This is a genomic window from Microbispora sp. NPDC049125, assembly GCF_040802045.1.
GTDB lineage: Bacteria > Actinomycetota > Actinomycetes > Streptosporangiales > Streptosporangiaceae > Microbispora.
This window is the reverse complement of sequence record NZ_JBEZDW010000016.1, coordinates 1-23,223: the sequence shown is the minus strand read 5'-3', so window position 1 is coordinate 23,223 and position 23,223 is coordinate 1. Positions and strand designations below refer to the sequence as shown.

The window sequence follows — 23,223 nt, the reverse complement described above, 5'->3', positions numbered from 1 at the left end:
TCGTCAGGCGGACTCAGATGCGGTGCGCAGGGTGCGGAGCAGGTCGGAGGCGAGTTGGTTGGACACCCCGAGCCGGGCGCGGAGCAGGTCGCGGGTAATCGGTCTGCCGTGCTTGGCGTGGTGTTCGTCGGCCACGCGGCGGGCGTAGTCGACCAGCGCCGGGGACGGTCCTACCTCGCAGTCCTGCCCGTCCTGGGTGGCGGGACCGGGTGCGGGGACGAGCGCCGGAGCCTGGGACGACGGGACGGACGAGGACGGCATAACGCCGACCGGGGACGGGGCCAGGACGGGCGCCGGGGACGACTGCGGGCCGGTGGTGCGGCGTTCGAGCATTGAGACGGCGATGAGGAACGCCCCGGCGGGGGTGGCGGCGGTGAGCCAGCCCCACAGGGTGGGTTCGGCTTGGTGGAGGTTGGCGGCCAGGGACAGGACGATCCCGCCGGCCAGGACGAGCGTCGGCCAGGACACGACGCCGCTTCGTACACGGCCGGTTTTCTTGTCGCGTTGGCGTTCGCGGGCGGCCATGACGCAGGTGAGGTCGACGCAGACGGCCACTGCCCAGGACATCCAGCCGGTCTGTCCGTGGGTGGTGGCGGTGTCGCGGATGTGGGTGAACGATCCGGCACCCGCGATGGCGGCCAGGACGAGGACCGGCCCGGTGTCGAGGAGCCAGCAGGCGAGGCGTCGCATCGTTACCCCCTTTCGTCGTCAGGCGGACAGCAGGTCAGACAGCGCGGCCTCATCCCGGTCGGGCCGGACGATGTCGGCCCAGTCGGGGGTGAGGTGGGCGTAGGTGCGGGCGGCGTGTTCGGCGGTGTGCTCGGCGACGTGGAAGGAGCGGGCGCGGTACCACTGGCCGTCCTGTGAGGCGACGATGGCGACGCCGGGGGTTTCGGCGGGGATGGCGCGGGCGGAGGCCAGGGCGGCGGGGTCGAGGTCGCCGAGGGTCATGGTCGCGGTCTCGGGGTCGTTGACCCGGTGGCAGATGCGCCCGGAGCACTGGGCGCGCAGCGCGGTGACGCCGGGGCCGAGGTCGGAGCCGATCCGCTGGCCGGAGCAGAACAGGTAGATGCCGAACGCCCGGCCGAGCTGGGCGACCCGCAGCAGCGCGGTTGAGGTGTGGGCGATCTCGTCTTTCTCGGACTTGTCGGCCATCAGGTACAGCTCGGCCAGCTCGTCGACCAGCACCACGACCGGGACCGGGCGAACGCCTGGCGGGAGTTGCCAGATGTTGCGGGCGCCGGCCGCACGGCACAGGCCCATCCGGTCGACCATGAGCGCGACGAGGTCATCCAGCAGGCTCACGCTCTCGGCGCGTGTGGTGGCCAGGGCCGACAGCCGGGGCGCGTAGGGGGTGAACTCGACGCCGCCTTTGAGGTCGACGCCGACCAGGGCGACCGGTTGCGGCGCCAGCCCGACCAGCAGGGCGTTGGCGAGGTTGGACTTGCCCGACTGGGTGGCGCCCGCGTTGATCCAGTGCGGCACGGTCCGGAAGTCGACCGTCCACAGTCCGCCGGTCTCCAGCCGCCCGACATGGACGGTGAGCAGGTCACCGGAGGCCGGGAGGTGGTCGAGGCGGACGAGCGGGTCTCGCACGGTGGCGGCCAGGACCACCCGGCCCGGCCGGGGCGAGGAGACCCGGACCGCGTGCACACCCCAGGAGTGCGCCAGCCGTTCGGCCGCATTAGAGAAGTCGGCGGGGATCTGCCCTTCCAAGGTGTGGACGGTGACGCGCCAGCCGTGCACGGTGGGTCGGGGGAGCCACATCCACGGCTTGGTGTCGACCGCGACCCGCTGGAAACGCCGCCGTACCTTGACGATCCCGGTGGAGGCGATCAGGCGCGGGACGGTGGTGAACCAGAAACGCTGCCGCTTCTTGGTCAGCCCGCAGCCGAGGGCGACCGTGCGCCAAGTCGCCCGCACGGTGATGGCCATCAGCGGGAAGCCGATAAGCAGCCAGTACGACCGGTAGTGGAAGCGCCGCCAGGCCCACAGGCCGGCCGCCGCAGCGGCCAGACCCGCGAGCATCGGCACCAGGGCGTCACGCATGGGCGGCCACCCCCGCCGGGACGATCGAGGTGGCCCGGTAGCTGATCCCCCAGCGGGCCTCACCGCCCCTGGACATCTCCCAGACGTAGCCGACCAGGCCGATCGGGGTGACGTCCTGCCCGGCGGCGATCTGCGGTTCGCCGGAGGTGCCGACCTTGACGAGTTCGATCCGGCCGAACTCGTCTTCCACCGACAGGACGATCTCGTAGACGGTGTTGCCGTTCTTGTCGGTCTTGATCTCGCCGGTGTCTTGGTTGAGGACGCGCGGGCGGGGTGCGCGGACGCAGACGAACTGAAGCTTGGTGACGTCGACGGGGATCGGGATGGTGCGCATGTGTGGACCTCCTTGGACTCGATGCGATGCCAACATAGTTAACTAGGTTGGCTTGGCTGTCAATGTTCTCTCGGTTGGCTTGGTCGTGTTGCTGTGCTGAGATAAGGGGCGATGGTCAAGAAGACGGGACGGCCCGGTTACCTCCAGATCGCCGACGATCTGCGCGAGCAGATCCGCGGCGGATCTCTGCCGCCCGGTGCCCCGTTGCCGTCGACCGCCCAACTCGCGACCCGATACGACGCCTCGCTCAGCGTCGTGAAACTCGCGGTCGGGATCTTGCGGAACGAGGGCCTGGTCATCGGCCAGCAGGGCAAGGGAGTCTTCGTCCGCGAGGACGCCCCCGAGGTCGAGCCGAGGCCGGCAGGGGACGTGGCGAGCGAGGTCATCGAGCTACGCACCGCCGTACGGGACCTGGCCGAACGCCTGGCACGGGTCGAAGCGACGCTGTCTCAGCGATCCGAGACGTAGGGCCGCCGTTGCGCACGTGTAACCCGGTGACGCGCCGGGCCAGCCGCGCCGCGGGGTCGCCGCAGGCGGCTCCATCGAACATCGCTTTGTCTTCCCGCTTGAGGCCGACCAGGACGGCCGCGTAGCCGACGGCCACGGCCGTGCTGAGCGCGAGGGCGATGATCAGAGGCAGTGCGCTCATGACCAGATCACCCCGCTCGCGGCGGCGCTGAGCGGGCTGCGCGGGGGACGCCGGGTGAGGGCACGACGTCGGGCGGCACGGCGCCGGGCCTTGTCGCGCCGGGCCCAGCGGTCACGGGCCAGGCACTTGCTGCAGCGGGTCTGCCCGTGCTTCAGCAGTGCCCCGCAGTCGCAGTCCGGGGTCTCCTCGGTGGGAGTGATTGTGGTGTGTGTCATGGTCCCTTCTCCTTTCGCCGCAGGTCGTGGTGCCTTGTGACACCGAGATTGCGGGAGAAGGGCAGGACGAGATCACTACACGACGGGACATGTTCAAGACGTCCCGTCTACGATTGCCACGTCCCTGGACGTCCCGACGCGGCAGGTGAAATGGCCAACGAGCGACTACGCGCGGCCCTGTTAGAACGGGGAGTGAGCGTCGCCGACCTGGCGGAGGCCATCGAGGTAGACCCCAAGACGGTCGAGCGGTGGATCACCAAAGGCCGCGCCCCGTACCGAAAGCACAGGTACGCCGTCGCCACCCACCTCGGCATGGACGAGACCTACCTGTGGCCCGAGGCCCTGACCCGCGAACAGGTCGCCTCAGCCTCCGAAAGCGAGATCGTCACCGTCTACCCACACCGCTGGGCCGTCCCCCGGGACGCCTGGGGACGTCTGTTCGCCCAGGCCCAGGAAGAGATCGGCATCCTCGTCTACAGCGGCCTGTTCCTCGCCGACGACGCCGGCATCGTCCGCATGCTCGGCGAAAAGGCCGCCGCCGGAGTCCGGGTCCGCATCCTGCTCGGCGACCCCGACAGCCCCGAGGTTGCCCAGCGCGGCGCGGACGAAGGCATCGACGACGGCATGGCCGCCAAAATCCGCAACGTCCTCGTCCTGTACAAGCCGCTCCGGGGGTTCGCCGAGGTGGAGATCCGCTTTCACCGGACGGTGCTGTACAACTCGATCTACCGCGGGGACGATCAACTTCTCGTCAACACCCACGTCTACGGCACACCCGCCGGCAACGCCCCTGTCCTGCACCTGCGGAAGGTCGTCGGTGGTGACATGGTCACCACGTATGTCGACAGCTTTGACCGGGTGTGGGAGCAGGCCACACCGGTAGAATCCTGAGATCATGGCCCGCCGGATCGACTACTACGACGACCCCGACGCCCCTGCGCCGAACAGCCTGGTCCCGTCGGTCAATGTTGTCGTCACCAACGACGCCGGTGACATCCTGATGATCCGCCGCAGCGACAACGACAACTGGGCCGTTCCCGGCGGCGCCATCGACCTCGGCGAATCCCTCCCACAGGCTGCCGTACGCGAGACCCTTGAAGAGACCGGCATCACCTGCGAGATCATCGGCCTCGTCGGCACCTACACCGACCCCCGCCACGTGATCCTCTACACCTCCAACGGCGAGGCCCGGCAAGAGTTCTCCATCGTGCTCACCGCCCGCGCCATCAGCGGCGACCCGACCCCGAGCAGCGAGTCGACCGAAGTCCGATGGGTGCCGCGCGATCTGGTCGAGGCCCTGCCGATGGACCGCTCAATGGCCCTGCGGATCGGCCACTACCTCACCGGCGTCGGCTTGCCGCACATCGGGTGAGGTTCAGGAGCTGACACTGTCCACGAACGAGCACAGCGCGTCGATCTGCGCCTTCAGCTCGGCTGGATCGAGACGGCCGAAGGCCGATCCAACCCATAGCCCGCTTGGTTCGAAGAAGCGTCTTGCGCGATCTGTTCCCATTTGCGCGTCCAGATGAAGCAGCGCGCCCATTGCCCAGTCCTGGTTGTAGTAGCACTGCGGATCTGGGAGGTACCGGTCTAGGTAGGTGACCAGATGCCCAGCGGAGGCTTCGTCGGCGAACCTAGCAAGCGCGAAGCAGTACCCCTGACCTGAGTAAACAAGTTCACTCTCCAGAAGCATCATGCCGAGCCGCTCGCGGAATTGCGTGCGGTGGTCCACGCCAATCAGCCAGGCCGCGGTAAGGCGAGAGCGCCATTCCCCGTCAAGGAGCAGGGCAAGGTCGTCGTCAGTCGCCTGGCGAGCAGAGGCGACCAGCTTTCGCCCGAATCGCACGCGGACCTTCTCCGTGAGCGCAAGAAAGTTGCCATGCAGGAGCTCTAAGTACCGAGGGGCCTTTCCTATGCGCGGACGCACATAGCGGTCAACCGCAGCCGTCATCTGGGGGTCGTCGGGAGTAGGGAGCCGCACGATTCGTCATTGTGGTACAACTCTGCCATTTACGCCTGCGCAGACGAGGTGAGGGCCCTTTCCACAGCCCGTACTGCAGCCAGGATGCAGGGCGTCGACGCACTTATTGAGCGGCTGACCAGGTGATCCGGGCCGTAGCGCGAATGGATCTCAGCGAGCCGGTCGGCCACGTCGAGATGCCGGCCGTCGGGGCCGGTGGTCATGTCGCAGTAGGTCAGCGCTTCGACCAGCTCTGGCCGTTCCTGGGTGAACTCGCTGTTGAGCATGTCGAGTAGTCCACGTTCGGCGGCCTCGTTGACCGCGCAGGAGTGATGGGCGACCAGGCGGCACAGTTGCTCATCGGCGCCCGCAACGTCTCGCAGGTAGCGGGCGCCGTCGAGCGGGTGAAACCCGGTGTCGACCAGCTCGGGGGAGTAGCCGACATCGTGGAGGTAGGCGGCGGCAGTCAGCATGTCGGCCTCGCCGCCAAGAATCGAGGCCAGGGATACGGCTTGCGAGGCGACCCCTTGGGTGTGCGCCCAGCGCCGGGGAAGCGGCGCCTCCAGCAGACGTCGGGCCAGGTCGCGCGCCCACTCAGCTTGTCCCACATCTTCGACGATAGGGGTACCAAGTGCTGGCTGGCCTCCCCTCCGAGTGGAGACGTCCTAGGACGTCTCGTCCCGAGGCCGGACGAACCGCCCCTTGCCCTGGATCGACACGACCAGCCCTTCGCTTTCCAGCTCGGCGAACGCCTGCCGCACCGTGTTACGGGACGCCTCATACAGCCAACGCAACTCCGCCTCACTCGGAAGGGGAACTTCCCCTCCGAACTCGCCCCGCTCGATCCGCTCGCGGAGCCTCTGCGCGAGGACCTGATATCGGTACGGCACGACTACCGGCTCCTCCTTGCCGGCACGGACGACCCGGCCCATGGACGGAACGGTGACGATCAGCCCTTCGGCCTCCAGGCCACGGCAGGCACGCCGAACGGTATTGCGGGCAATGCGGAACTCCGCCGACAGGGCCGACTCTGAGGGCATCAGCGTCCCTGCCGGATAGGTCCCGTTGGTGATGCGATCGCGCAGGCGGTCGGCGATCTGCCCCCAGATCTGTCCGCCGGTCAGCCAGTCCTCACGCATCTCACATCCGGTGGGCATCGAGGACCTTGCCCAGGTCGACGTGGAGCTCTCCCTGATCGCCCTCGTGCCAGCCGTCCCGCGCGGCCTTCTCGATCCAGTCGGCCGCCGAACCGATGCGCAGGCAGGAGACCCGCTCGTCGTGCTGGTCGCCCCAGTAGAACCACAAGAACGCGAGATGCACGTAGACGCGGCGCGGCCGGAACCGGCTGTCGGTCACGTCCAGCGCGGGCCGGTCGCTGGTGTCGACGATCAACACCGCGGTGACCCCGCGCGGTACCAGCTCATCGTGTAGCTCCCGCAAGAGCTGTTCCTGGTAGGCCCGCTGCTTTTCCTTGATCGGTCTCATCGGCTCCATGGCCTGACGCTCCTTCGTCTCGACGGCCGGGCGCTTCCGGGTGCGCCCATGTCGAACGAGCTTCTGACGCGGGACGGAACCTCTCCACCACGACTGAGGGACGTCTAGGGACGTCTTGTGCTACGGTCGGTCACAGAGCCGACCAGTCAGGAGGCCCCCCGGTGAGCGACACCCTCCGCCACGCCCTCGCCAGGGCCCGCCTTCAGCCCGTCGACGTCGCCGCCGCGCTCGGAGTCGACCCCAAGACCGTTGATCGCTGGCTCAACGGCCGTATCCCCTACCCCCGACACCGCTGGGCCATCGCCGAGCTCCTCCACGCCGACGAAGGCGACCTGTGGCCCGACGTCGCCCCACCCCGGCGCACCATCACCCACGAGGTCCAAGCCGTCTACCCCCACCGCTGGGCCGTCCCCCAAGGCGTCTGGCGCCGGCTGTTCCAAGCCGCGGAACGTGAGATCGACATCCTCACCTACAGCAGCCTGTTCCTCGCCGAAGACACCGGCATGATCCGCCTACTCGCCAGCCGAGCCCGCGCAGGCGCAAAGGTCCGCATCCTTCTCGGCGACCCCGACAGCCCGCAAGTAGCCGCCCGAGGAGCCGAAGAAGGCATCGGCGCCGACGTCATGGCCGCCCGCGTCCGCAACGCCCTCACCCTGTACAGCCCACTTCACCAGGTCGACGGCGTGGAGATCCGCCTTCACCAGACCGTGCTGTACAACTCGATCTACCGAGCGGACAACGACCTACTCATCAACGTGCACGCCTACGGCACCCCAGCAGCCCAAGCCCCCGTGCTCCACCTGACAACTACCGAGGACGAAGACAGCACTGCCGTCTACCTCACTAGCCTCGAACGCGTCTGGGCCACCGCTCGCCCCTGCCTAGTATCAGAAGCAGTAGTTGGGGGCAAGAAGTAGCGATGGTGCGCATTCACTACTGCAAACATCTAGCGGCTGAGATGGAGCTTCTGGTCGCGCTAGGGGTAGACGCGCAGATTCGCACGCATGGGCGCCATCGTCGATGACGGTGAACCGGCTGCCCACAGTTGATCGGAAGCTATCAAACTGCCCATTCTGTCGGCCGGAACAAGCTCACCCGTGGAGTTTACCCGCATGATCTTGCTTCGGTGTGGATGATAACTCCATGAGCGATGAGTATGGGAATATGGCGGTAAGTATCGAGACTGCTAGCCGCGTATATGGCCGCCAGGATGGCGCGTTCCTAGAGCAGGTAAACGATCTTCGCCGCTCTCTGCGCGCCAAGGGCGTCCGCCTGACCGAACAGGAGGAGGCGGGGACCAAGGGCGGCGTGGACCTCGGCTCGACAGTCGAGGCTTTGATCGCGGGAGGCGCGGGATTGACCGCGCTGTGCAGTGTGGTGAAAGTCTGGCTCCAGCAGCGAGGGGACCGGCTCGCACGGCTGACGTTCCGGGCGGCCGATGGCGCCGAGGTGCGCGCAACGGTGGAGGGGCGGAACATCTCCGACGAAACTCTTCTACGGTTCGCCAAAGACGTCGCCAAGCACCTGAAATGAGCGTTCCGGAACGGTACCGAGCGCTCCTCATAGGCGTGTGGACGTATGGTGCAGAAAGCAAGTTCGATAACCTCCTCGGGCCGCCGAACGACCTGAAGAACATGACTAGGGCGTTCCGCGACTCCCCGACCGGGATCTTCGCGGTCGAGTCGCTGCCGAACCCGGGCGTGCTGGAATTGCGGACCGCCGTCCTGAACTTTCTCGTCGGCGCCAAGAACGAACACCTGCTGCTCTACTACAGCGGCCACGCCGACATCGGCGAGCGGAGCGGCAAACTATGTTTGTCTTCGGCTCAGTCGAAACGGAGCGACCTGGACGCCTCCGGTCTCAGTTTCGCCGACGTGCAGGAGTGGGCACGAACGTCAGCGGCGCAGTCCGTCACAATCATCCTGGACTGCTGCAAGGCGGGCGCCGAGTTTCTCAAAGGGGCCGATGCAGACATCGAGAACTTCTTCGTCGACCCCGACGAGCCGGACAAACGCTCCAACAAGACGGTTATGACCGTAGCGGCCGTCCCCGGCCACGCCAAGGCCCGCGACGCTTTGAAGGCCGACGCCATGAGCCCCTTTACCGAGGAGCTTCACGACGCGATCACCGTGTCAGCCGTCCCGGACGACAGGGGCCTGGTGACCCTGTCGGCGGTAATGGACCGCCTCCACACAGTGCAGAAAGAACGCAAGACGCCGCTCGCGACCATTTGGGGCGGACACCAGGGCCTGAACCCCTACCTCGCGATGCGTCCCGGCCATCTCGGCCACCTCCTGAAGGAGGCCGGGCTGCAGGAGAACACGTTGCGGCGGCAGGGCGGAGCCGAGGTGGACGGCACGGAGATTCGACTCGACGTCGAGCAGGTCGCCCAGCTGGTGGACTACTTCCAGGAGAACCACCCTGGCGTCGCAACGGTTGGCGGAGCCGTCGGCCGCGGCAAGACCTGGATCCTCTGCGACGTCCGCGACCGGCTGAGAGCAGTCAACTGGCACACCGTGGACCTCGAACCCGCCGCCGAGATTAGTGACGCCGACGGGCTCTTGCTCGCTTTGAAAAAGTACGCGCTAGGACTTCGCGACGAGGCCGACCGCTGCCTGCTGGTCATCGACGGAATCGACTGGAGCCCCACATGGTCGGAGTTCGTCGCTAAGCTGGACGAACTCAACCGCATTGACCCGGAGTCCGGCTACGGCGTAAGCGTGCTGGTATCCCTGGAGAGCACACAGACCGATATCCAGCGCAGCTGGGAGCACCGTCCAGGGTTGTCGCAATCCTCCATTCGCGACGACGAGGCCGCAGGGATCATTACCAAACTGGTGTCCCCGCAGTTTTCCACGGGATACGCGGGCTGGAGCGTCGAACGGTTAGAGGCGGCTCGCGCCCGACTCAAGGAGGTCGTCGGCCTCGACCTGTGGGCCATGGTCCATCTTGGAGCTCGATGGTACGACCCGGACGCCGAACGGCATATCATCCAGGAGATCTGGCGGTCCAGGATCGGAGACATCACTCCTGCAGCGGAGAGCGCGCTACGGCACGTGGCCGCTCTGGGCCGATACAACCTCTGGTGCCCCCTCGCTCTGGCGGCCGCCGGCGTGGACGTATTGGTCCGCCTCGGCGCCGAGTACAACCACGCACTCGACGCCGTGCGGATCAACAGTGGCTTCCTGTGCCGCGCGATCCTCGTTCGGCAGGTGCGCCGGGGGGGCCGTATCGGCTTCAACTTCGACAGGTTCGCGGCGGACCGGGCCGCACGTCCCATCGTGGAGAACTATGTGCAGCGACTTCTCTCCGAGGCGCACCGGCAGGAGGAGCTGGCGACGGCCGTCCGGTACCTCCGCTACCACCGGTACGTCTTCGCCCCTCTCGTCCGGGCCCTCAGCCGCCCTAACTCCGAGGGAGTGACAGCGTGGGAGGTCTGGGCGCAGGGCTGGATCGATCTCGCGACCGTCAACGAGGTGCTCGCTGCTGTGCGGTCCGAGCTGCCGCCCCGGGTCACGGCTGCCCTGGCCGAGAGGTTCTACGAGTTCGCCCTCGACCAGGCCGATTACCACCCACCGCTACCAACGATCATCGCGACCTTAGAGACCATCTACAACTTTCAGCAAGACACCAGCAGCCGCTCCCTGGGGGCGGACGAGACCATCACGAGGTTGTTCATTCTGGCCGAGCGGTGCTTGAAGGAGGAGCGCTGGCCCGCAGGCGTCCGCCGCAATTTGCTCCGGGCCTTCACCCGCTTCTCCCTGCTGGACCAGGTGGTCTCGGCGGACCTCGGCTCCGCGCTGCTTCAACCCATGAGTCCACCGACCGTGGACGACGCGCTCTTGGTGATCGACTTCGCCCGACGGGCCGAACGCGTCTCCGACCGTCGTGAGCTGCGCGCCGAGCTCGCGACATGGGATTCCGTCGGCGAGGAGCTCGTCCGGCGCCCCGCCGAGGCCGGGGTCTGGCCGGGGCTGCCACAGCTCGCGGCGAGGACGATCCTGGCCCGGTTTATCGGCGACGAACCGGCGGCAGAACGCTTGGTACGGCAGCTGCTCGGGGAAGCACGTCAAGCGCGCCCGGGAGAGCTCAGCGCAACGCTCGACCTGTGCCGCCGCCGCGACCGCACCCTCGCCGGGTTGCTGGCGGCCCAGCTTGATATTACCCATTGGTCGGCGACGCTCTACCGTACTGGTGTCCCGCAGGATGTAGCTCGCCTGTTGGTTGCGATCGGTAAGGTCCGGCCCGACCTCGCGATGCGCTCGCTGCGGCTGCTGGGTGATTTGGTGGATCACGACCTCGTCCAGTCGCTGGCCGCCCGGATGACCGCCACCAATGACGCGGTGAGTGCAAGCCTGACGCTTCGCACTGCTGCGTGGATCGAGGAGCGGTGCGGTGTGCTGGAAGATGGCTTCGCACAGGCGCTCGCCGCCGCGCTCGGCCGGGATTTCCTGATCGACAACCTATGGGATGACAGCCGCGTCAGCGTCCTGAGCCACCTCATCGAGGGCTTCGCTGCAGCGCGCAGTACCGTGCTCGCTGCCGCGGAGCAGAATGCTCTAGAGGTCGTCGAGCAGGGGATCCGTCACTCGAACATCGAGCGAGCCCCCCGTCTGGCGCTGCTACTCGCGGCCCCGTCGGCGCTCGGCGGCGACTTCTTGGACCGGATCCGGAACCGCGGGATAATCCTCCGGCCTACCATGCTCGCCCGAATGACCGAAACGCGGGATCCTGGAGCTCTCACGGCCTTCCACGAGCTCGGCGTGGCTCTGTTCCCCGGCATCGAGACCGATTTCGCCGAGTGGCTGGCCGACAGTGACACCTACCAGAAACACCGTCTATTCGAACACATCGCAAACTACGGCAACGCGCTCAACGCGCTGCGAGCCGCCACAGCCGTCACCACGACCCTCGTGCTCAACGGGGAGCCCGATCCCGGTGGGCGGCTGTTGGCGTCGTTTGACCAGGTGGACGAGCTCGATAGGTCCGGCGGCGACTGGACCAACCGCGTGCTGAACGTTCCCCTCGGGGACCTGCCCGAGGCTCTCAACTTGCTGCGCAAACTCGACACTGACCGGGCTGTGGCGCTGGTCCGGCGGCGGTCGGCCCGGCTGGAGCGGATCCTGGTGCACGCCCCTGGCCGGTCCGTCGCACCTATCCTGGCCGCCGTCGCCGCGATCTCCCCGGAAGAGGCCGCGCGGCTCACCGAGTCACCGCGCGTGACCGCCGCCGTCGAGGAGGCCATGCACGACCTCGCCGACGAGGGAGACGCGTTCGAGCAGCTTGCGTTCCTGCACGGGCTCATCGCCGTGGAGAACCGTGTGCTAACCAACCTGATCCCCGACTCGGCCGCGCAGGCGTTCCGGCGGCTGTGGACGGCAGAGATCGGCCTGATCACACACCCTATACTCGCTGCAGGCTTTATCGAGATCGCCGGTGCCAGGGGTGCCAATGCCGCTCGGGAAATGGCCGCCGTTATGGACGCCTCGCGGCTCCGGAGGCGGCTGCAGCGGCACAACGCCGCCGACGCGGCCGGGGCAGCAGCGTTGGTCATCGTGCTCAGCGACGTTTCAGCGTCGGCCGTCGCGGAGGTTGTCAGTTACGACGAGGCGCGATGGCTTTTGCTGACCGCGCCGATCCAGACTCTCGGCTCCCTCGTGGAAGCTCTGTTCAGCGCCGGGTTAGTGACCCCTGCCGACGCGGCCGGGCTGGTGGCCGCCCGTTTTAGGATAGGCACTGACCGTGGAATGTTGCGGGACTACCACGACTTCTGGATCTCGATGGGCTGGACGGCCTGGACGTTGCGCCGCTACGGCCAGCGCCTCAATCTCGACGAACCACCCAACGCCAAATCTCCCCAAGGCCTCCACCCGCAGACCACCTTGTGGGGCACCGCCTGGCTCACGCACCACCCCTGGGCGGCGGACGCCTTCGCTGGCGCCGCCGAGGAGATCAGGGTGTCTGGGAGACCGCTGTCCCGCCCGTGGGCCGCGAGCGCCGTCCTCATTGTCGAGGCCGAGCACGGGATCCGGCTCACCGATGACCTCATCAACTGGAAGCACGCACTCCGTGCCGGCCCCCTGTGGGTCCGGGCACTACTCAATGCGGCCTCCCCCGGAACCCCCCTGCATGACGCGTTCACAAGGACCTGGGATCGCTTGGACCTCATGCGGTTAGAACTCGAACTCCACTGGGTCTCTCGAGGCTGGCGGCGAGTGGCGCTCGAAGCCGCGCAAGCCCTCTCGGCGCTGCGCTAAATATCAGGCAGGCTGGCTGCTGGGTTAGGAAGGCCGTTGCGGGCGTCGCGTGTCAGGAGGGCGGGGGCAGGACAGCGGGGGCAGGACACAGGGGGCAGGACACGGCCGGAAGCAACTTTTCTTCTCGCTATCAAGGGCGAGCCGCCTACGGCGGCCCGCCTCGCGCGCCGGTCGGCCAGCCGCCCGGGCTGCGGCTCTTCGGCCGGTCCCGGCCGGCGCCACCTGCGCGCGTCTTGAAACGCCGAGACGAGACACCGGTTAACCTTCTGGCGGTACGGACGGCAAGCATGACGTCGCAGGGTCTCGCGGTGCCAGCATCAACCGCAAGAGCCCCGCCGTGTGGCCTAGCGTCGCCATGGCCTCCTCCGCTGGTACAGCAGTCGTGACCAAGGGGTCGGATTTGATCGCATGATCGGGCACTCAGGACCTGGTTGAAGATCGTGGCCTAGAGGAGGATCGTGGGTTGATGACATCAAAAGTCCGAAGAATGTCGCCGCCTCCGGGTACAACTGATGCTGTGATCTCCAGTAACGGCCCTCTTGAAGACGAAACCTGCAAGCGCTTCGTCCTTCCCGCGCTAGCTCAGGCCGGATGGAGCACCGAGCAGATCAAAGGTCAGTACCGCATCAGCCGTGGGCGGATACAGCCCACTGCGCGCCGTCACCGCCAGGAGCGCCCCCTGATCGCTGATTACCTGCTTGAATATTCTGATGGTCTGCCGTTGGCTGTAGTTGAGGCCAAGCGGTCTCGCCGAGATCCTGCCGATGGTTTCGAGCAGGTGAAACGATACGCTGAGCTGTTGGACGTGCCGTTCGCCTACACCACCAACGGGAGGCGAACGATCGAGATCGACTCCTGCACTGGTCTGACTCACGAGATCACAGAGTTCCCCTCGCCGGAAGAACTCTGGAGCCGCTACTGCGCCCACCGCGGCCTTGCCGATGATCTTCAGGTCGCGCTGGCCTCCGCTCCGTTGAATCAGAATGTCCGTAACTGGGACAACACTCCGAAGGAACCCCGCTACTACCAGCTGAATGCGATCAATCTAGCGGTTCAGGCAATCGCGAAGGGCGAGCAGCGGGTTCTGTTGGTTCTCGCTACGGGAACTGGAAAAACCTTAGTCGCTGCACAGATCGTCGCGAAACTGTGGAACGCGAACTGGCCGGCAGGTCGGCGCCCGCGAGTGCTGTACTTAGCTGACCGTAACATTCTCGTCGATCAGCCCAAAGACGACTATTTCGTCAAGATGTTCGGCGAGGCAGTTCACAAACTGACTCGCGGTGTCGCACTGACAAGCCGGAACGTCTATTTCGCGCTGTATCAGTCACTAACGCGAGGCGGCAACGCAGAGGATCTCTACAAACAATTCGCCCCAGACTTCTTCGATCTGGTCATTGTTGACGAGTGCCACCGAGGAAGTGCTGTAGAGGGTTCCCTATGGAAGGATGTGCTGAAGTATTTTAACTCAGCCATCCACCTGGGCCTTACGGCGACGCCAATCAGTAGGAAGGACGCTGATACCTATGGCTACTTCGGTGAACCGATCTACCAGTATTCACTCGCACAAGGTATTCGGGACGGTTTCCTAGCTCCCTATCGGGTCCGCAACGTCCGCCTCGATCTGGACCTGTTCGGGTGGCGCCCGAGTGAGGGCCAACTTGACATGTACGGCAGAGAGATTCCGGACGAGTTGTACGGTCCAAAGCAGTTTGAGCGTATCGTGGCGATTCTCGATCGCACCGATGCTGCCGCCCGTTATCTCACCGAATACCTGCACAAGACCGACCGGATGGCTAAGACCATCGTGTTCTGTCAGACAAAGGACCATGCTTCGCGCATGGTGCAGGCACTGCATAACGCCAATGCCGACCTAGTCCGACAGTACGGCAACGCGTATGTCTGCAGGATCACATCGGATGACGGCGACGCCGGCCGGGAGCTGCTCGACAAGTTCCGCGACGCAGCCACTCAGGTCCCGACGATTGCAGTGACGGCTAAACTTTTGTCTACAGGCATCGATATTCCAACCGTTCGTAACATCGTCATATTTCGAGTGATCAAATCGATGCCGGAGTTCAAGCAGACCATCGGCCGTGGCACCCGACTGTCGTTAGAAACGGGCAAGTACGCTTTCGACATCATTGACTTCGTAGAGGCCAGCCGCCTGTTCTACGACCCAGGCTTCGATGGGCCGCCGATCCGCAGGCTCCGGGACGAAACCGATGATGAGGGCCACATTGTTACCACGATTACTGAAGACCTGACCGACCCCGACCCCGACCCCGATCCGGATCCGGACTCCGGGGCGTCGCTGAAGCAAGATCAGGAACATGAGAAAGCTGGCGATCAGTCGCAGACGGTAATCACTGATCCTGATGAGATCGACGAGATCCGCGCTCAAGGCCGCACTTACTATGTCGACGATGTCCCGGTCACCGTCTTCGGGACGGCCATGTATGTCACCGAGTTCGAGGCTTCGGGCATGCGGCTCCGGTTAGTAAGCGTCGAACAGTTCGTCAAGGGCCGGCTGCGAGAGCTCGACCTCTCCCCCCATCAGCTTCTTGCCCGATGGGCTCACGGCCAGAGCCGCAAAGAGCTACGCGAGCGACTCGAGAATGCCGGAATCACCTTTGCGGATCTGGGTGAACTGACGGGCCGCCCCGATGCCGATTCAATAGATCTTTTGATTTACATCGGTTGGAATCTCCCGGTGCTATCTCGCTCAGAGCGTGCTCTACGCTTCAAACTGCGGCACCGAAAATTCTTAGATTCCTTCGCTTACGATGCCCGTGAAGTGCTGGAGAGGATTCTGGAGCAGTATGCGGCTCGCGGCGAAGAGGAGCTGGACATCCGGGCGTTGAAATCGCCTGCCTATGCCGATCTAGGTACGGTCGTGGAGTTGGCATCCCGGTTCGGCGGTGGTGCTGGCCTTCGGAGCGCCATCGACGCCCTTAGCACTCAGATTTACGAGGCGTCCTGAAACCTTTGGACCCATGGGGTCAATTTCGGCCTATCACACGCAGTGGAAACGACTATAAGTTCAACTTGCGCTACTCTGGTTCCATGCGACAGCGAGAGGAAAAGCTCGTACTCGGCTCTGGCACCAGGTCGCGCATCGCGCATCGCGCGACGCAGCCGATCTTGCGGCAGATGAGTTGGACCAATGCGAGGGCTTCCAGCTGACGTCGTCGGCTCACGTGATTGCCGAATCTGCGGGCGATAGGTAAGGGACAGGAGGCAGTCATGACAGCTGTGATGACCCTCCTGTACCGCGAACCCATAGCCCGACATTTGGTCCTCCGTGTCGCCAAGGCCGTTGGTTCCCGGGCTGGACTATCTCTTGAACGCGTACTCACAGAAATGGACTTCCGACGATATGGCATCACATATGAAGAAGCAGGATTTCACGTCTCGTGCCCGGTTGTCTGCCGTCATCAAGTCGGCCCGCGACATCATGCGAAAGGACGCTGGCCTCAACGGCGACCTGGACCGCCTACCGCTGCTTTCTTGGTTGCTGTTCTTGCGTGCCTTTGACGCTCTAGAGCAGGAACGCGAGATAACCGGTGAAGAACCAATCATCAAACCGGACTATCAGTGGAGGGCGTGGGCCGACGACGAGACCTTTACAGGTGAGGCCCTACTGAATTTCGTCAACAATAGTCTCGTCCCCTACCTCAGAGGGTTGAGCAGTGACGAATCGGGTGACGCTCGTAACGTTCTCGGCCAGGTATTTAGCGGTGTACAGAACCGCATGCTTTCGGGCTACCTATTTCGAGACCTGGTCAACCAGATCCGCAAAATAAACTTCAGTAGCAGTGACGATATTCACACAATGGCTTTCTTGTATGAGTCGTTGCTAAAGGAGATGCGGGACGCGGCTGGCGATTCCGGTGAGTTCTATACTCCCCGCCCCGTAATTCGCTTTATGGTAGAGCAGACCTTCTTAAAGCTGGGCGAATCAATACTCGACCCTGCCTGTGGCACTGGCGGTTTTCTTGTGGAGGCCTACGCTGAGCTGTCTCCTCAAGCCACCGGCCGCATTGTCCAGCAGCGGCTTATTCATGACCTGCGCGGCATCGAGAAAAAACCACTTCCTTATCTGCTGTGCATAATGAATCTGATTTTGCATGGCATTCCGTCCCCTAATATTCTAAACGACAATGCCCTACGTGTAATGATCGAGGATGCGAGTCCTGATACACAGGTCCATGTTATCGTCACCAACCCTCCATTCGGTGGCGAGGAGGAGGCCTCTATTGCTAAGGGCTTCCCGGCGGGCTATCAGACCCCAGAAACGGCATGGCTCTTCCTCCACGCCGTCATTCGTAAGCTAAAGCCGGGAGGCCGATGCGCAATTGTCCTTCCCAACAGCGCCTTATTTGGCGAAGGGATCGGCGCTAAGATTCGCAAGAAATTGCTGACCGAATGCGATCTCCACACTATCGTCCGCCTTCCTCAAGGCGTGTTTACACCCTATACGCCTATCCCCGCCAACCTCTTATTCTTCAACAAGACAGGTCCTACGGAGCAGATATGGTTCTACGAAGTTACACCGCCCGAGGGGCGCAAGGGCTACGCTAAAACCAAGCCCATACGATACGAGGAATTCGCAGAATGTGCGGATTGGTGGGGCGGAAAGGAACGCGAGGGGCGCGTTAGCACTGCGCGATCCTGGCAAGTCTCCATCGATGATGTCGTATCATCCGGTTACAACCTGGACATCAATAATCCGAATGCTCTGCAAAACATAGATCACAGGTCACCGGATGAACTCCTTGGTGAACTGATCGCGACCGAGCAGGAGATGCTGAATCTCCTTACCTCACTTCAGCGGGAGTTGGGAGCTACCGATGTCTCTTCCTGAGCGTCCACTAGGCGATGTCATCCAGCCGGCTATAGATGAGGTACTTGTAGATCCTGAGAAGACATATTCAATCGGGGGTGTCTACAGTTTCGGCCGCGGCTTGTTTAGACGTGAGCCTATCAAGGGCGTCGACACAAGCTACAAAACGCTAAACAGACTACATAGTGGGCGCCTGGTCATGAGCAGGCTGAAGGCATTTGAAGGCGCGATCGCGCTTGTCGCCCAAGACTTCGACGGATACCATCTATCGCCAGAATTTCCAACCTTCGAGATCGATCGAAGCGAAATCGACGAACGATATCTAGCGCATATTTGCACGTGGCCGGAATTGTGGAACCGCCTGAGTGCGGAGTCGAAAGGGCTTGGAGCTCGAAAGGTACGGGTTGGCGCTAATCGTCTTCTTAGCATCAATATCCCTCTGCCAGACCTGCCTGAGCAGCGCCGTATTGCCGCCCGTCTCGACTCGGCAGTAGCGAAGATCAACCGCGTCGAGCAACTCTATGAGCACCGGATCGAGATCAAGTCTGCTCTTGCGGAATCCCTGATCGCTCAAGCACTTTCTGAAGCACAAGACGAAGTCGTGATCGGCGAGATAATTGAACTTATTCGCCGTCCTGTTGAGGTTAAAGAAATGGAAGGCTATCGCGAGATCGGGCTCAGATCGTTTGGAAAGGGAGTGTTCCATAAGGAGCCCATTACGGGGGCCGAGCTAGGCGGTAAGCGCGTCTTTCATATTGAACCAGGAGACCTTCTTTTTAGTAGCGTCTTCGCATGGGAAGGCGCAGTCGCGCTCGCAGGCGAATCGGAACGAGGATTCATTGGGAGTCACCGCTTCATGACATACCAAGTTAACCCTGATAGGGCCGATCCTGCCTACCTGCGACACTTTTTCACGGCTACGCATGGGTTGGAAATACTTCGTCGGGCCTCGCCTGGCTCGGCAGGTCGAAACAAAACTCTCGGCATTAAGAATTTGGAGGGGCAGATGATTTCGCTGCCGCCTAAGGAGCGACAGGAACAGATCGGTCGCCAACTCGACAAACTAGCCTCCATGAATGATCGGAATGCCCGCTCTGAGCTAACGAAATCACTAAGGGCGTCTCTAGTTGACGCAGCCTTGAAAGGTCGACTCTAAGCTCTGCTGGCATCTGGCGATGGTCAAGAGGTAGTTGGTACGGAAGGCGGTGAATTCCTATCAGTGAAGTTTAATGCATTCAGGGGCTTTACTGGGCTGGGCGCCGGAAATGACGTAAGCGGCACAGGGGCTCCCGGGGCAGCTCCGCCTGAGTTATAGAGGTCTACTAACTCGTTAGATTGCACGTCTGCCCATGAACACAATCAGCGATGGCAGATGTTAATCGTCCGTGTCGTTGTCTACAACTTCGATCTCGTCTGCGCGACGCTGCGCGTCTGCATCAGGCGGGGATACGTTTGCTTCTGTCCTGGCTCCCCGCTGGATCAATTCCTCGGCATAGCTCAGCAAAAATTCAGCTCGCGCACTGAGAAATGTCTTATAGTCATCACGCAACGCTGCGTCAAATGCGGGAGAGGGAATCAGGCAGGTGTCAAGCCGGCGTCTAATCTCCGCCTCGCCGCTGAAGTCGATCTCCGCTTGAAGGTAGACGGGTGGCGCCTGGTCGGAGATTCTTTGGTTGCTGATCGCTGTCAGCATCATGATGTTCGCCAGTACATTGGCTTGCTCATAGCTCGTTCCCTCCCGATCGAGCTTGGCCTTGGGGAAGAAGTGGTGGAACTGCATTCCGTTTGCGTCTGCAAGCGCCTTGCCAGTATCAATGGCAGCATCGGTGATCAGGTCGACGGGAGCGGCAGTGGCAAGCATCAGAGCCAAGGCCTTCGTGCGAGACGAGTCTCTGCGGTATTGGTGTGACAGCCACAACCGTGTAGTCAGTGGAACGGTCTCGACTTCGATGCGTTTAGAATCGCCCCTCGCAAAGGCTGTTATCGCCTGTAGGTCAGCAGCCATCTTGCGGGAGTTCCAACCTTCGTAGTAGCCACTGAGTGCAGTCCGCCAAAACCAGCTACGGATCTCGGAGAACTGCCGCCCATCCGGACCCGGAAGCTGCCGGAAGATCTCAATAACGACGGCCAGTTGGTTCGGGTAGGGCAATGACTCAGCAGTAGGGGTGCCGATCTCCGTAGTTAGGAAGTCCACTGCCCGACGGGCGGCCTCCTCAGTTTCATCGATCGCTCTGACGAGATGGTCGTGTTCTAGGGATGGGAGTCGCTCAATATCACTACTCGAGAAACCAAGATGGGCGGCTGCTGATATGGCCCGGAGTAACAACATGCGATCTATCATGCCGTAATGCTTAGCCGATAGTGCATTGCGCACCTGATCGATAGCATCAAGCAAGTCGAAGTCACTGCGCCAGGTTGCAGCTCGTAGGAACTCGACAGTGGTCAGCGGCGTCCCTCGCGTATTTACCCGCTCGAAGATCCGGCCTACCTCGGTGAAAGAAGCCGACTTGAGCGTTACAACAGCGGTCTCATACTTGGTAAAACGGTCGAACAGACGGTGTGCGACTTCCTCATACTCCTCCGACTGTCGGGACAATCGCTTGAAGTAAGCCGATGGCTGCGTTAACAGGCGGAGCGGCATCTGATGTGCGGGAGGATCGTCTAGATCGAACCGATGAAGGAAGCGTTCCTCTTGGAGGTCGTAGACGAGGTTCCAAAAGCTGCGCTGATCGCCAATTGGCTCCCAGTACAAGGCGCCACAGATCGTTGAGAGGCGCTGACAGCCATCCAGTAGGTACGTCCAACGCTCACGCTCATCGAATGGTCCGATCTCGAGATCGGCGATGTTGTACTCACTGGCCAGGTCCATCTGGCTGTCCCATAGTAGGAGGCTGCCAATGGGGTAGTTACGCGAGATGGAGTCAAGCAGGTCCAGGACCTGCACTCGGGTCCACACGAACCTGCGCTGAAACTTCGGTAGTCTGATTTCGCCAGCTTTGACACGGGATGCCAGTTCTGTGATCTTCTCCGGCTGTGGCCGATGCGCACGCTCCTGGGGACTGGATGGCATGTACTTCATCTCCAAACCGACGACATCGGACGTGGAGATCATCTCATCGCAGCGCGGCAGATTCATGCAATCGCGCTCATATCGGTGAAGTCCATAGCTGCGCCCTCTCCGACGGCTCGCTCGCGTGCGACGTTCCCGGCCTGCGTGGTCCGCCGCGACGCTTCGAGAGGTCCCGGTTGGCAACCCTGCGTTCTGGTTGCGGCGCTTCCGCGGTGAGGCGGCGTGTCATGCCGTTGATGGCTGCCCAGCGGATCATGGCTTCGGAGGTGGCCGGGTGGCGCTCGTAGTCGCGGGCCAGGCGGCGGTGGCTGGTCAGCCAGGCCAGGGAGCGTTCGACGACCCACCGGCGTTCGATCACCGCGAATGACCGGGTGCCCTGCGAACGATGTGCAGCACGGTGCGCAGGACGCGCTGGGTCCAGTCCACCAGCGTCCCGGCGAAGCCGGCGTCGGCGAATACGTGCCGGACCGGGGTGACCAGGTACATGCTGATCAGCGTGGTCTTGGCTCCGTCGCGGTCCTGGACCGAGGCGGCCATCACGCACACGACCAGCAGCAATCCGAGCGTGTCGGTGACGATGAACCGCTAACGCCCGTTGACCTTCTCGCCCGCGTCGTAGCCGCGGGACTCGCGGCCGACGGTGTCGGCTCCCTTGACGCTCTGGGAGTCGATGATCCCCGCCAAGGGCTCCTAGGTCCGCCCTTGCGAGGCGCGGACTCGTCGCCGCAGTACGGCGAGCATCTGTTCGGTGACCTTGGCTTCTTCCCAGCGGACGAAGTACCAGTACACCGTCTGCCGGGGCGGGAAGTCGATCGGCAGTTGACGCCAGGCGCATCCGGTGCGGACCACGTACAAGATGGCGTCGACGGTGTCGCGGCAGGGGTGCTTCTCTGGCCGTCCGCCGGTGTTGGGCGCGGGCAGCAGCGGTTCGATCAGTGCCCACTGTGTGTCGGTGAGATCGGAGGGATAGCGGCGTTTACGCGGCATCCAGCCATGATCGCCACTCTCGACCGTCATGACGCCAGATCCCGAGACCGTTATCAACCCTTCTCAAATATCCACTTAGGCAGGCCGATCTTCGGAGGCCATTCCGTCGGTGGGGCCACCCCACGCCCCGGATTGGAGTCCCTGGACATCTCACCGGATGAGGCCAGTTTGGCTGCGCGTTGAAGTTCGTCCAGAGCCGCCGCCGGATCACGGAACAGGGCTGGATTACGCTCCCAGTGGGCGAGTTCAACCTGGGTCAGGTTCCTGACGACCAGGCGGTCGTCGACCTTGACCAGCAACACAGAGCCGATCTGTATGATAGCGTTTCGTGTCTTGTCCAGCGCTGTGATCATTTTGGCCACGCGTCGCCTTGAGCGGCAACAATTTCGGCTTGCGTCCGGTGCAGCGCCTGCATGTCGATCGCCCGGGTGAGTTTTATCATGGTCTCTTCTGCTGTCGGCAGGGCGTCCTGAGTCTTCATGTGCGCCTAGAACTCCCGGAACCAAGATTCCCACACGGGAGGGAATTTATCGGTAATGGATATGGCGAATGCATTGAGAAACTCGTCAAAGCTCTCCTCGATGGACTCGTGTTCTTGCTCATCGTCGATATAGATTCGCACTCTTATGCATCTTCCGAGTCCTTTGAGTCCGGTGTCGCGGCACTCCAATCGTTAAGATGCTTCCTTTTGGCCTCTTCCGCAGATGCGTAGATGCCGAAGATCTTCGTCAAACCAGTGATCTGAAAAATCTTGAGAATTCGCTCGTTTGTGCAGACGAGTTCCAGTGACCCATCGTGCGTGCGGACTCGCTTGAGGCCGCCGACCAGCACACCAAGGCCGGTCGCGTCCAGGAAGTCCACCTTCTCCATGTTGACGAGCAGGCGGAAGTTACCCTTGTTGACCAGGTCGATCAGCAGCTCACGCAGCCTGGGCGCGGTGTAGACGTCGATCTCGCCTTCGACATCGACGATGGTGAGATTGTCCTCGGAATGGTGGCCCAACTTCAGATCCACGGCTCCTCCTGCTTCGATTCTTCCTAGAGGGTGCCGCCCGTCCGATCTCGCGTCAACGCACGTACCTGTTACAACCCTCGTATGGAATGGCTGAATGGCTACTGGCGACGGCGATGGAGCTATGGCGATCCGCCATGAGTACGGATAGCGGAGCGCGACACACATATATGCGGAATGATCAAGAGGTGGCCGAGATTCCTCGACGACATACGTCAAGGTGAGAGGCATCGACGCCGCGAGGCGGTCAGCGCCCTACTGAGCCATTTTCATCCTGATCACGCTGGTCAGGATGAGCACAGGAGGCGGGCGAGCCGGACGAGTTGAGGGTGAGGTGAGGCTCCCGGTAAGACA

21 protein-coding genes and 1 pseudogene are annotated in these 23,223 nt (G+C 63.0%); 9 read left to right on the top strand and 13 right to left on the bottom strand.

What is annotated here, in order from left to right; all coding sequences use genetic code 11:
• Positions 1-3: 3 nt before the first annotated feature.
• Genes AB0B72_RS20015 through AB0B72_RS20005 form a run of 3 tightly spaced genes read right to left on the bottom strand, consistent with a single transcriptional unit; the run spans position 4 to position 2,383 of the window.
• Positions 4-690: a DUF2637 domain-containing protein gene (locus tag AB0B72_RS20015; protein WP_367740337.1), complete on the bottom strand. Its 687-nt coding sequence runs from the start codon at positions 688-690 to the stop codon at positions 4-6.
• Positions 691-708: 18 nt separating this feature from the next.
• Entirely contained in the window at positions 709-2,049 is a 1,341-nt protein-coding gene (locus tag AB0B72_RS20010; protein WP_367740336.1) for an FtsK/SpoIIIE domain-containing protein, read from the bottom strand.
• Positions 2,042-2,383, bottom strand: coding sequence for a hypothetical protein (locus AB0B72_RS20005; RefSeq protein ID WP_367740335.1), 342 nt, complete (start codon positions 2,381-2,383; stop codon positions 2,042-2,044). The genes AB0B72_RS20010 and AB0B72_RS20005 overlap by 8 nt, the downstream gene beginning before the upstream one ends.
• Positions 2,384-2,494: 111 nt before the next feature.
• Here AB0B72_RS20005 and AB0B72_RS20000 point away from each other — a divergent pair, with 111 nt between their 5' ends.
• On the top strand, positions 2,495-2,851 hold the full coding sequence (locus AB0B72_RS20000) for a GntR family transcriptional regulator (RefSeq protein WP_367740334.1): 357 nt from the start codon (positions 2,495-2,497) through the stop codon (positions 2,849-2,851).
• A gap of 177 nt (positions 2,852-3,028) precedes the next feature.
• On the opposite strand, the gene AB0B72_RS19995 is transcribed toward AB0B72_RS20000, so the two are convergent.
• On the bottom strand, positions 3,029-3,247 hold the full coding sequence (locus AB0B72_RS19995) for a hypothetical protein (RefSeq protein WP_367740333.1): 219 nt from the start codon (positions 3,245-3,247) through the stop codon (positions 3,029-3,031).
• Positions 3,248-3,397: 150 nt separating this feature from the next.
• On the opposite strand from AB0B72_RS19995, the gene AB0B72_RS19990 reads away from it, so the two are divergent.
• Together AB0B72_RS19990 and AB0B72_RS19985 are read left to right on the top strand one after the other, a co-directional pair.
• Entirely contained in the window at positions 3,398-4,138 is a 741-nt protein-coding gene (locus tag AB0B72_RS19990) for an XRE family transcriptional regulator (RefSeq protein WP_367740332.1), read from the top strand.
• A 4-nt stretch (positions 4,139-4,142) separates the two neighbouring features.
• On the top strand, positions 4,143-4,619 hold the full coding sequence (locus AB0B72_RS19985; RefSeq protein ID WP_367740331.1) for an NUDIX hydrolase: 477 nt from the start codon (positions 4,143-4,145) through the stop codon (positions 4,617-4,619).
• Between the two features lie 3 nt (positions 4,620-4,622).
• On the opposite strand, the gene AB0B72_RS19980 is transcribed toward AB0B72_RS19985, so the two are convergent.
• Genes AB0B72_RS19980 through AB0B72_RS19965 form a run of 4 tightly spaced genes read right to left on the bottom strand, consistent with a single transcriptional unit; the run spans position 4,623 to position 6,701 of the window.
• On the bottom strand, positions 4,623-5,198 hold the full coding sequence (locus AB0B72_RS19980; protein WP_367740330.1) for a DUF6000 family protein: 576 nt from the start codon (positions 5,196-5,198) through the stop codon (positions 4,623-4,625).
• A gap of 59 nt (positions 5,199-5,257) precedes the next feature.
• A complete protein-coding gene (locus AB0B72_RS19975) occupies positions 5,258-5,815 on the bottom strand; it encodes an HD domain-containing protein (protein ID WP_367740329.1) in 558 nt (185 codons plus the stop codon).
• Positions 5,816-5,872: 57 nt separating this feature from the next.
• Entirely contained in the window at positions 5,873-6,364 is a 492-nt protein-coding gene (locus AB0B72_RS19970) for a GntR family transcriptional regulator (protein ID WP_367740328.1), read from the bottom strand.
• On the bottom strand, positions 6,348-6,701 hold the full coding sequence (locus tag AB0B72_RS19965) for a hypothetical protein (RefSeq protein WP_367740327.1): 354 nt from the start codon (positions 6,699-6,701) through the stop codon (positions 6,348-6,350). Before AB0B72_RS19965 ends, AB0B72_RS19970 begins: the two co-directional genes overlap by 17 nt.
• Positions 6,702-6,862: 161 nt before the next feature.
• On the opposite strand from AB0B72_RS19965, the gene AB0B72_RS19960 reads away from it, so the two are divergent.
• From AB0B72_RS19960 to AB0B72_RS19935, 6 genes are all read left to right on the top strand, one after another.
• On the top strand, positions 6,863-7,618 hold the full coding sequence (locus tag AB0B72_RS19960; protein WP_367740326.1) for an XRE family transcriptional regulator: 756 nt from the start codon (positions 6,863-6,865) through the stop codon (positions 7,616-7,618).
• A gap of 226 nt (positions 7,619-7,844) precedes the next feature.
• Entirely contained in the window at positions 7,845-8,234 is a 390-nt protein-coding gene (locus tag AB0B72_RS19955) for a hypothetical protein (RefSeq protein ID WP_367740325.1), read from the top strand.
• Entirely contained in the window at positions 8,231-12,958 is a 4,728-nt protein-coding gene (locus tag AB0B72_RS19950; protein ID WP_367740324.1) for a hypothetical protein, read from the top strand. Before AB0B72_RS19955 ends, AB0B72_RS19950 begins: the two co-directional genes overlap by 4 nt.
• Before the next feature lie 517 nt (positions 12,959-13,475).
• Complete coding sequence (hsdR, locus tag AB0B72_RS19945) at positions 13,476-15,938, top strand: EcoAI/FtnUII family type I restriction enzme subunit R (RefSeq protein WP_367740323.1); 2,463 nt, start codon at positions 13,476-13,478, stop codon at positions 15,936-15,938.
• Positions 15,939-16,346: 408 nt separating this feature from the next.
• Positions 16,347-17,822, top strand: coding sequence for a class I SAM-dependent DNA methyltransferase (locus AB0B72_RS19940; protein ID WP_367740322.1), 1,476 nt, complete (start codon positions 16,347-16,349; stop codon positions 17,820-17,822).
• A complete protein-coding gene (locus AB0B72_RS19935; RefSeq protein WP_367740320.1) occupies positions 17,809-18,957 on the top strand; it encodes a restriction endonuclease subunit S in 1,149 nt (382 codons plus the stop codon). The genes AB0B72_RS19940 and AB0B72_RS19935 overlap by 14 nt, the downstream gene beginning before the upstream one ends.
• 219 nt (positions 18,958-19,176) lie before the next feature.
• On the opposite strand, the gene AB0B72_RS19930 is transcribed toward AB0B72_RS19935, so the two are convergent.
• From AB0B72_RS19930 to AB0B72_RS19910, 5 genes and pseudogenes are all read right to left on the bottom strand, one after another.
• Positions 19,177-20,937 (bottom strand): DUF262 domain-containing protein, encoded by a 1,761-nt coding sequence (locus tag AB0B72_RS19930; RefSeq protein ID WP_367740319.1) that lies wholly within the window; start codon positions 20,935-20,937, stop codon positions 19,177-19,179.
• A gap of 148 nt (positions 20,938-21,085) precedes the next feature.
• Positions 21,086-21,888, bottom strand: a pseudogene (locus tag AB0B72_RS19925) (IS5 family transposase); the annotation flags it as partial.
• A gap of 23 nt (positions 21,889-21,911) precedes the next feature.
• Positions 21,912-22,220, bottom strand: coding sequence for a hypothetical protein (locus AB0B72_RS19920; RefSeq protein ID WP_367740318.1), 309 nt, complete (start codon positions 22,218-22,220; stop codon positions 21,912-21,914).
• Positions 22,208-22,339: a hypothetical protein gene (locus tag AB0B72_RS19915; protein WP_367740317.1), complete on the bottom strand. Its 132-nt coding sequence runs from the start codon at positions 22,337-22,339 to the stop codon at positions 22,208-22,210. The genes AB0B72_RS19920 and AB0B72_RS19915 overlap by 13 nt, the downstream gene beginning before the upstream one ends.
• 143 nt (positions 22,340-22,482) lie before the next feature.
• Positions 22,483-22,872, bottom strand: coding sequence for an STAS domain-containing protein (locus tag AB0B72_RS19910; protein WP_367740316.1), 390 nt, complete (start codon positions 22,870-22,872; stop codon positions 22,483-22,485).
• Between the last annotated feature and the right edge of the window lie 351 nt (positions 22,873-23,223).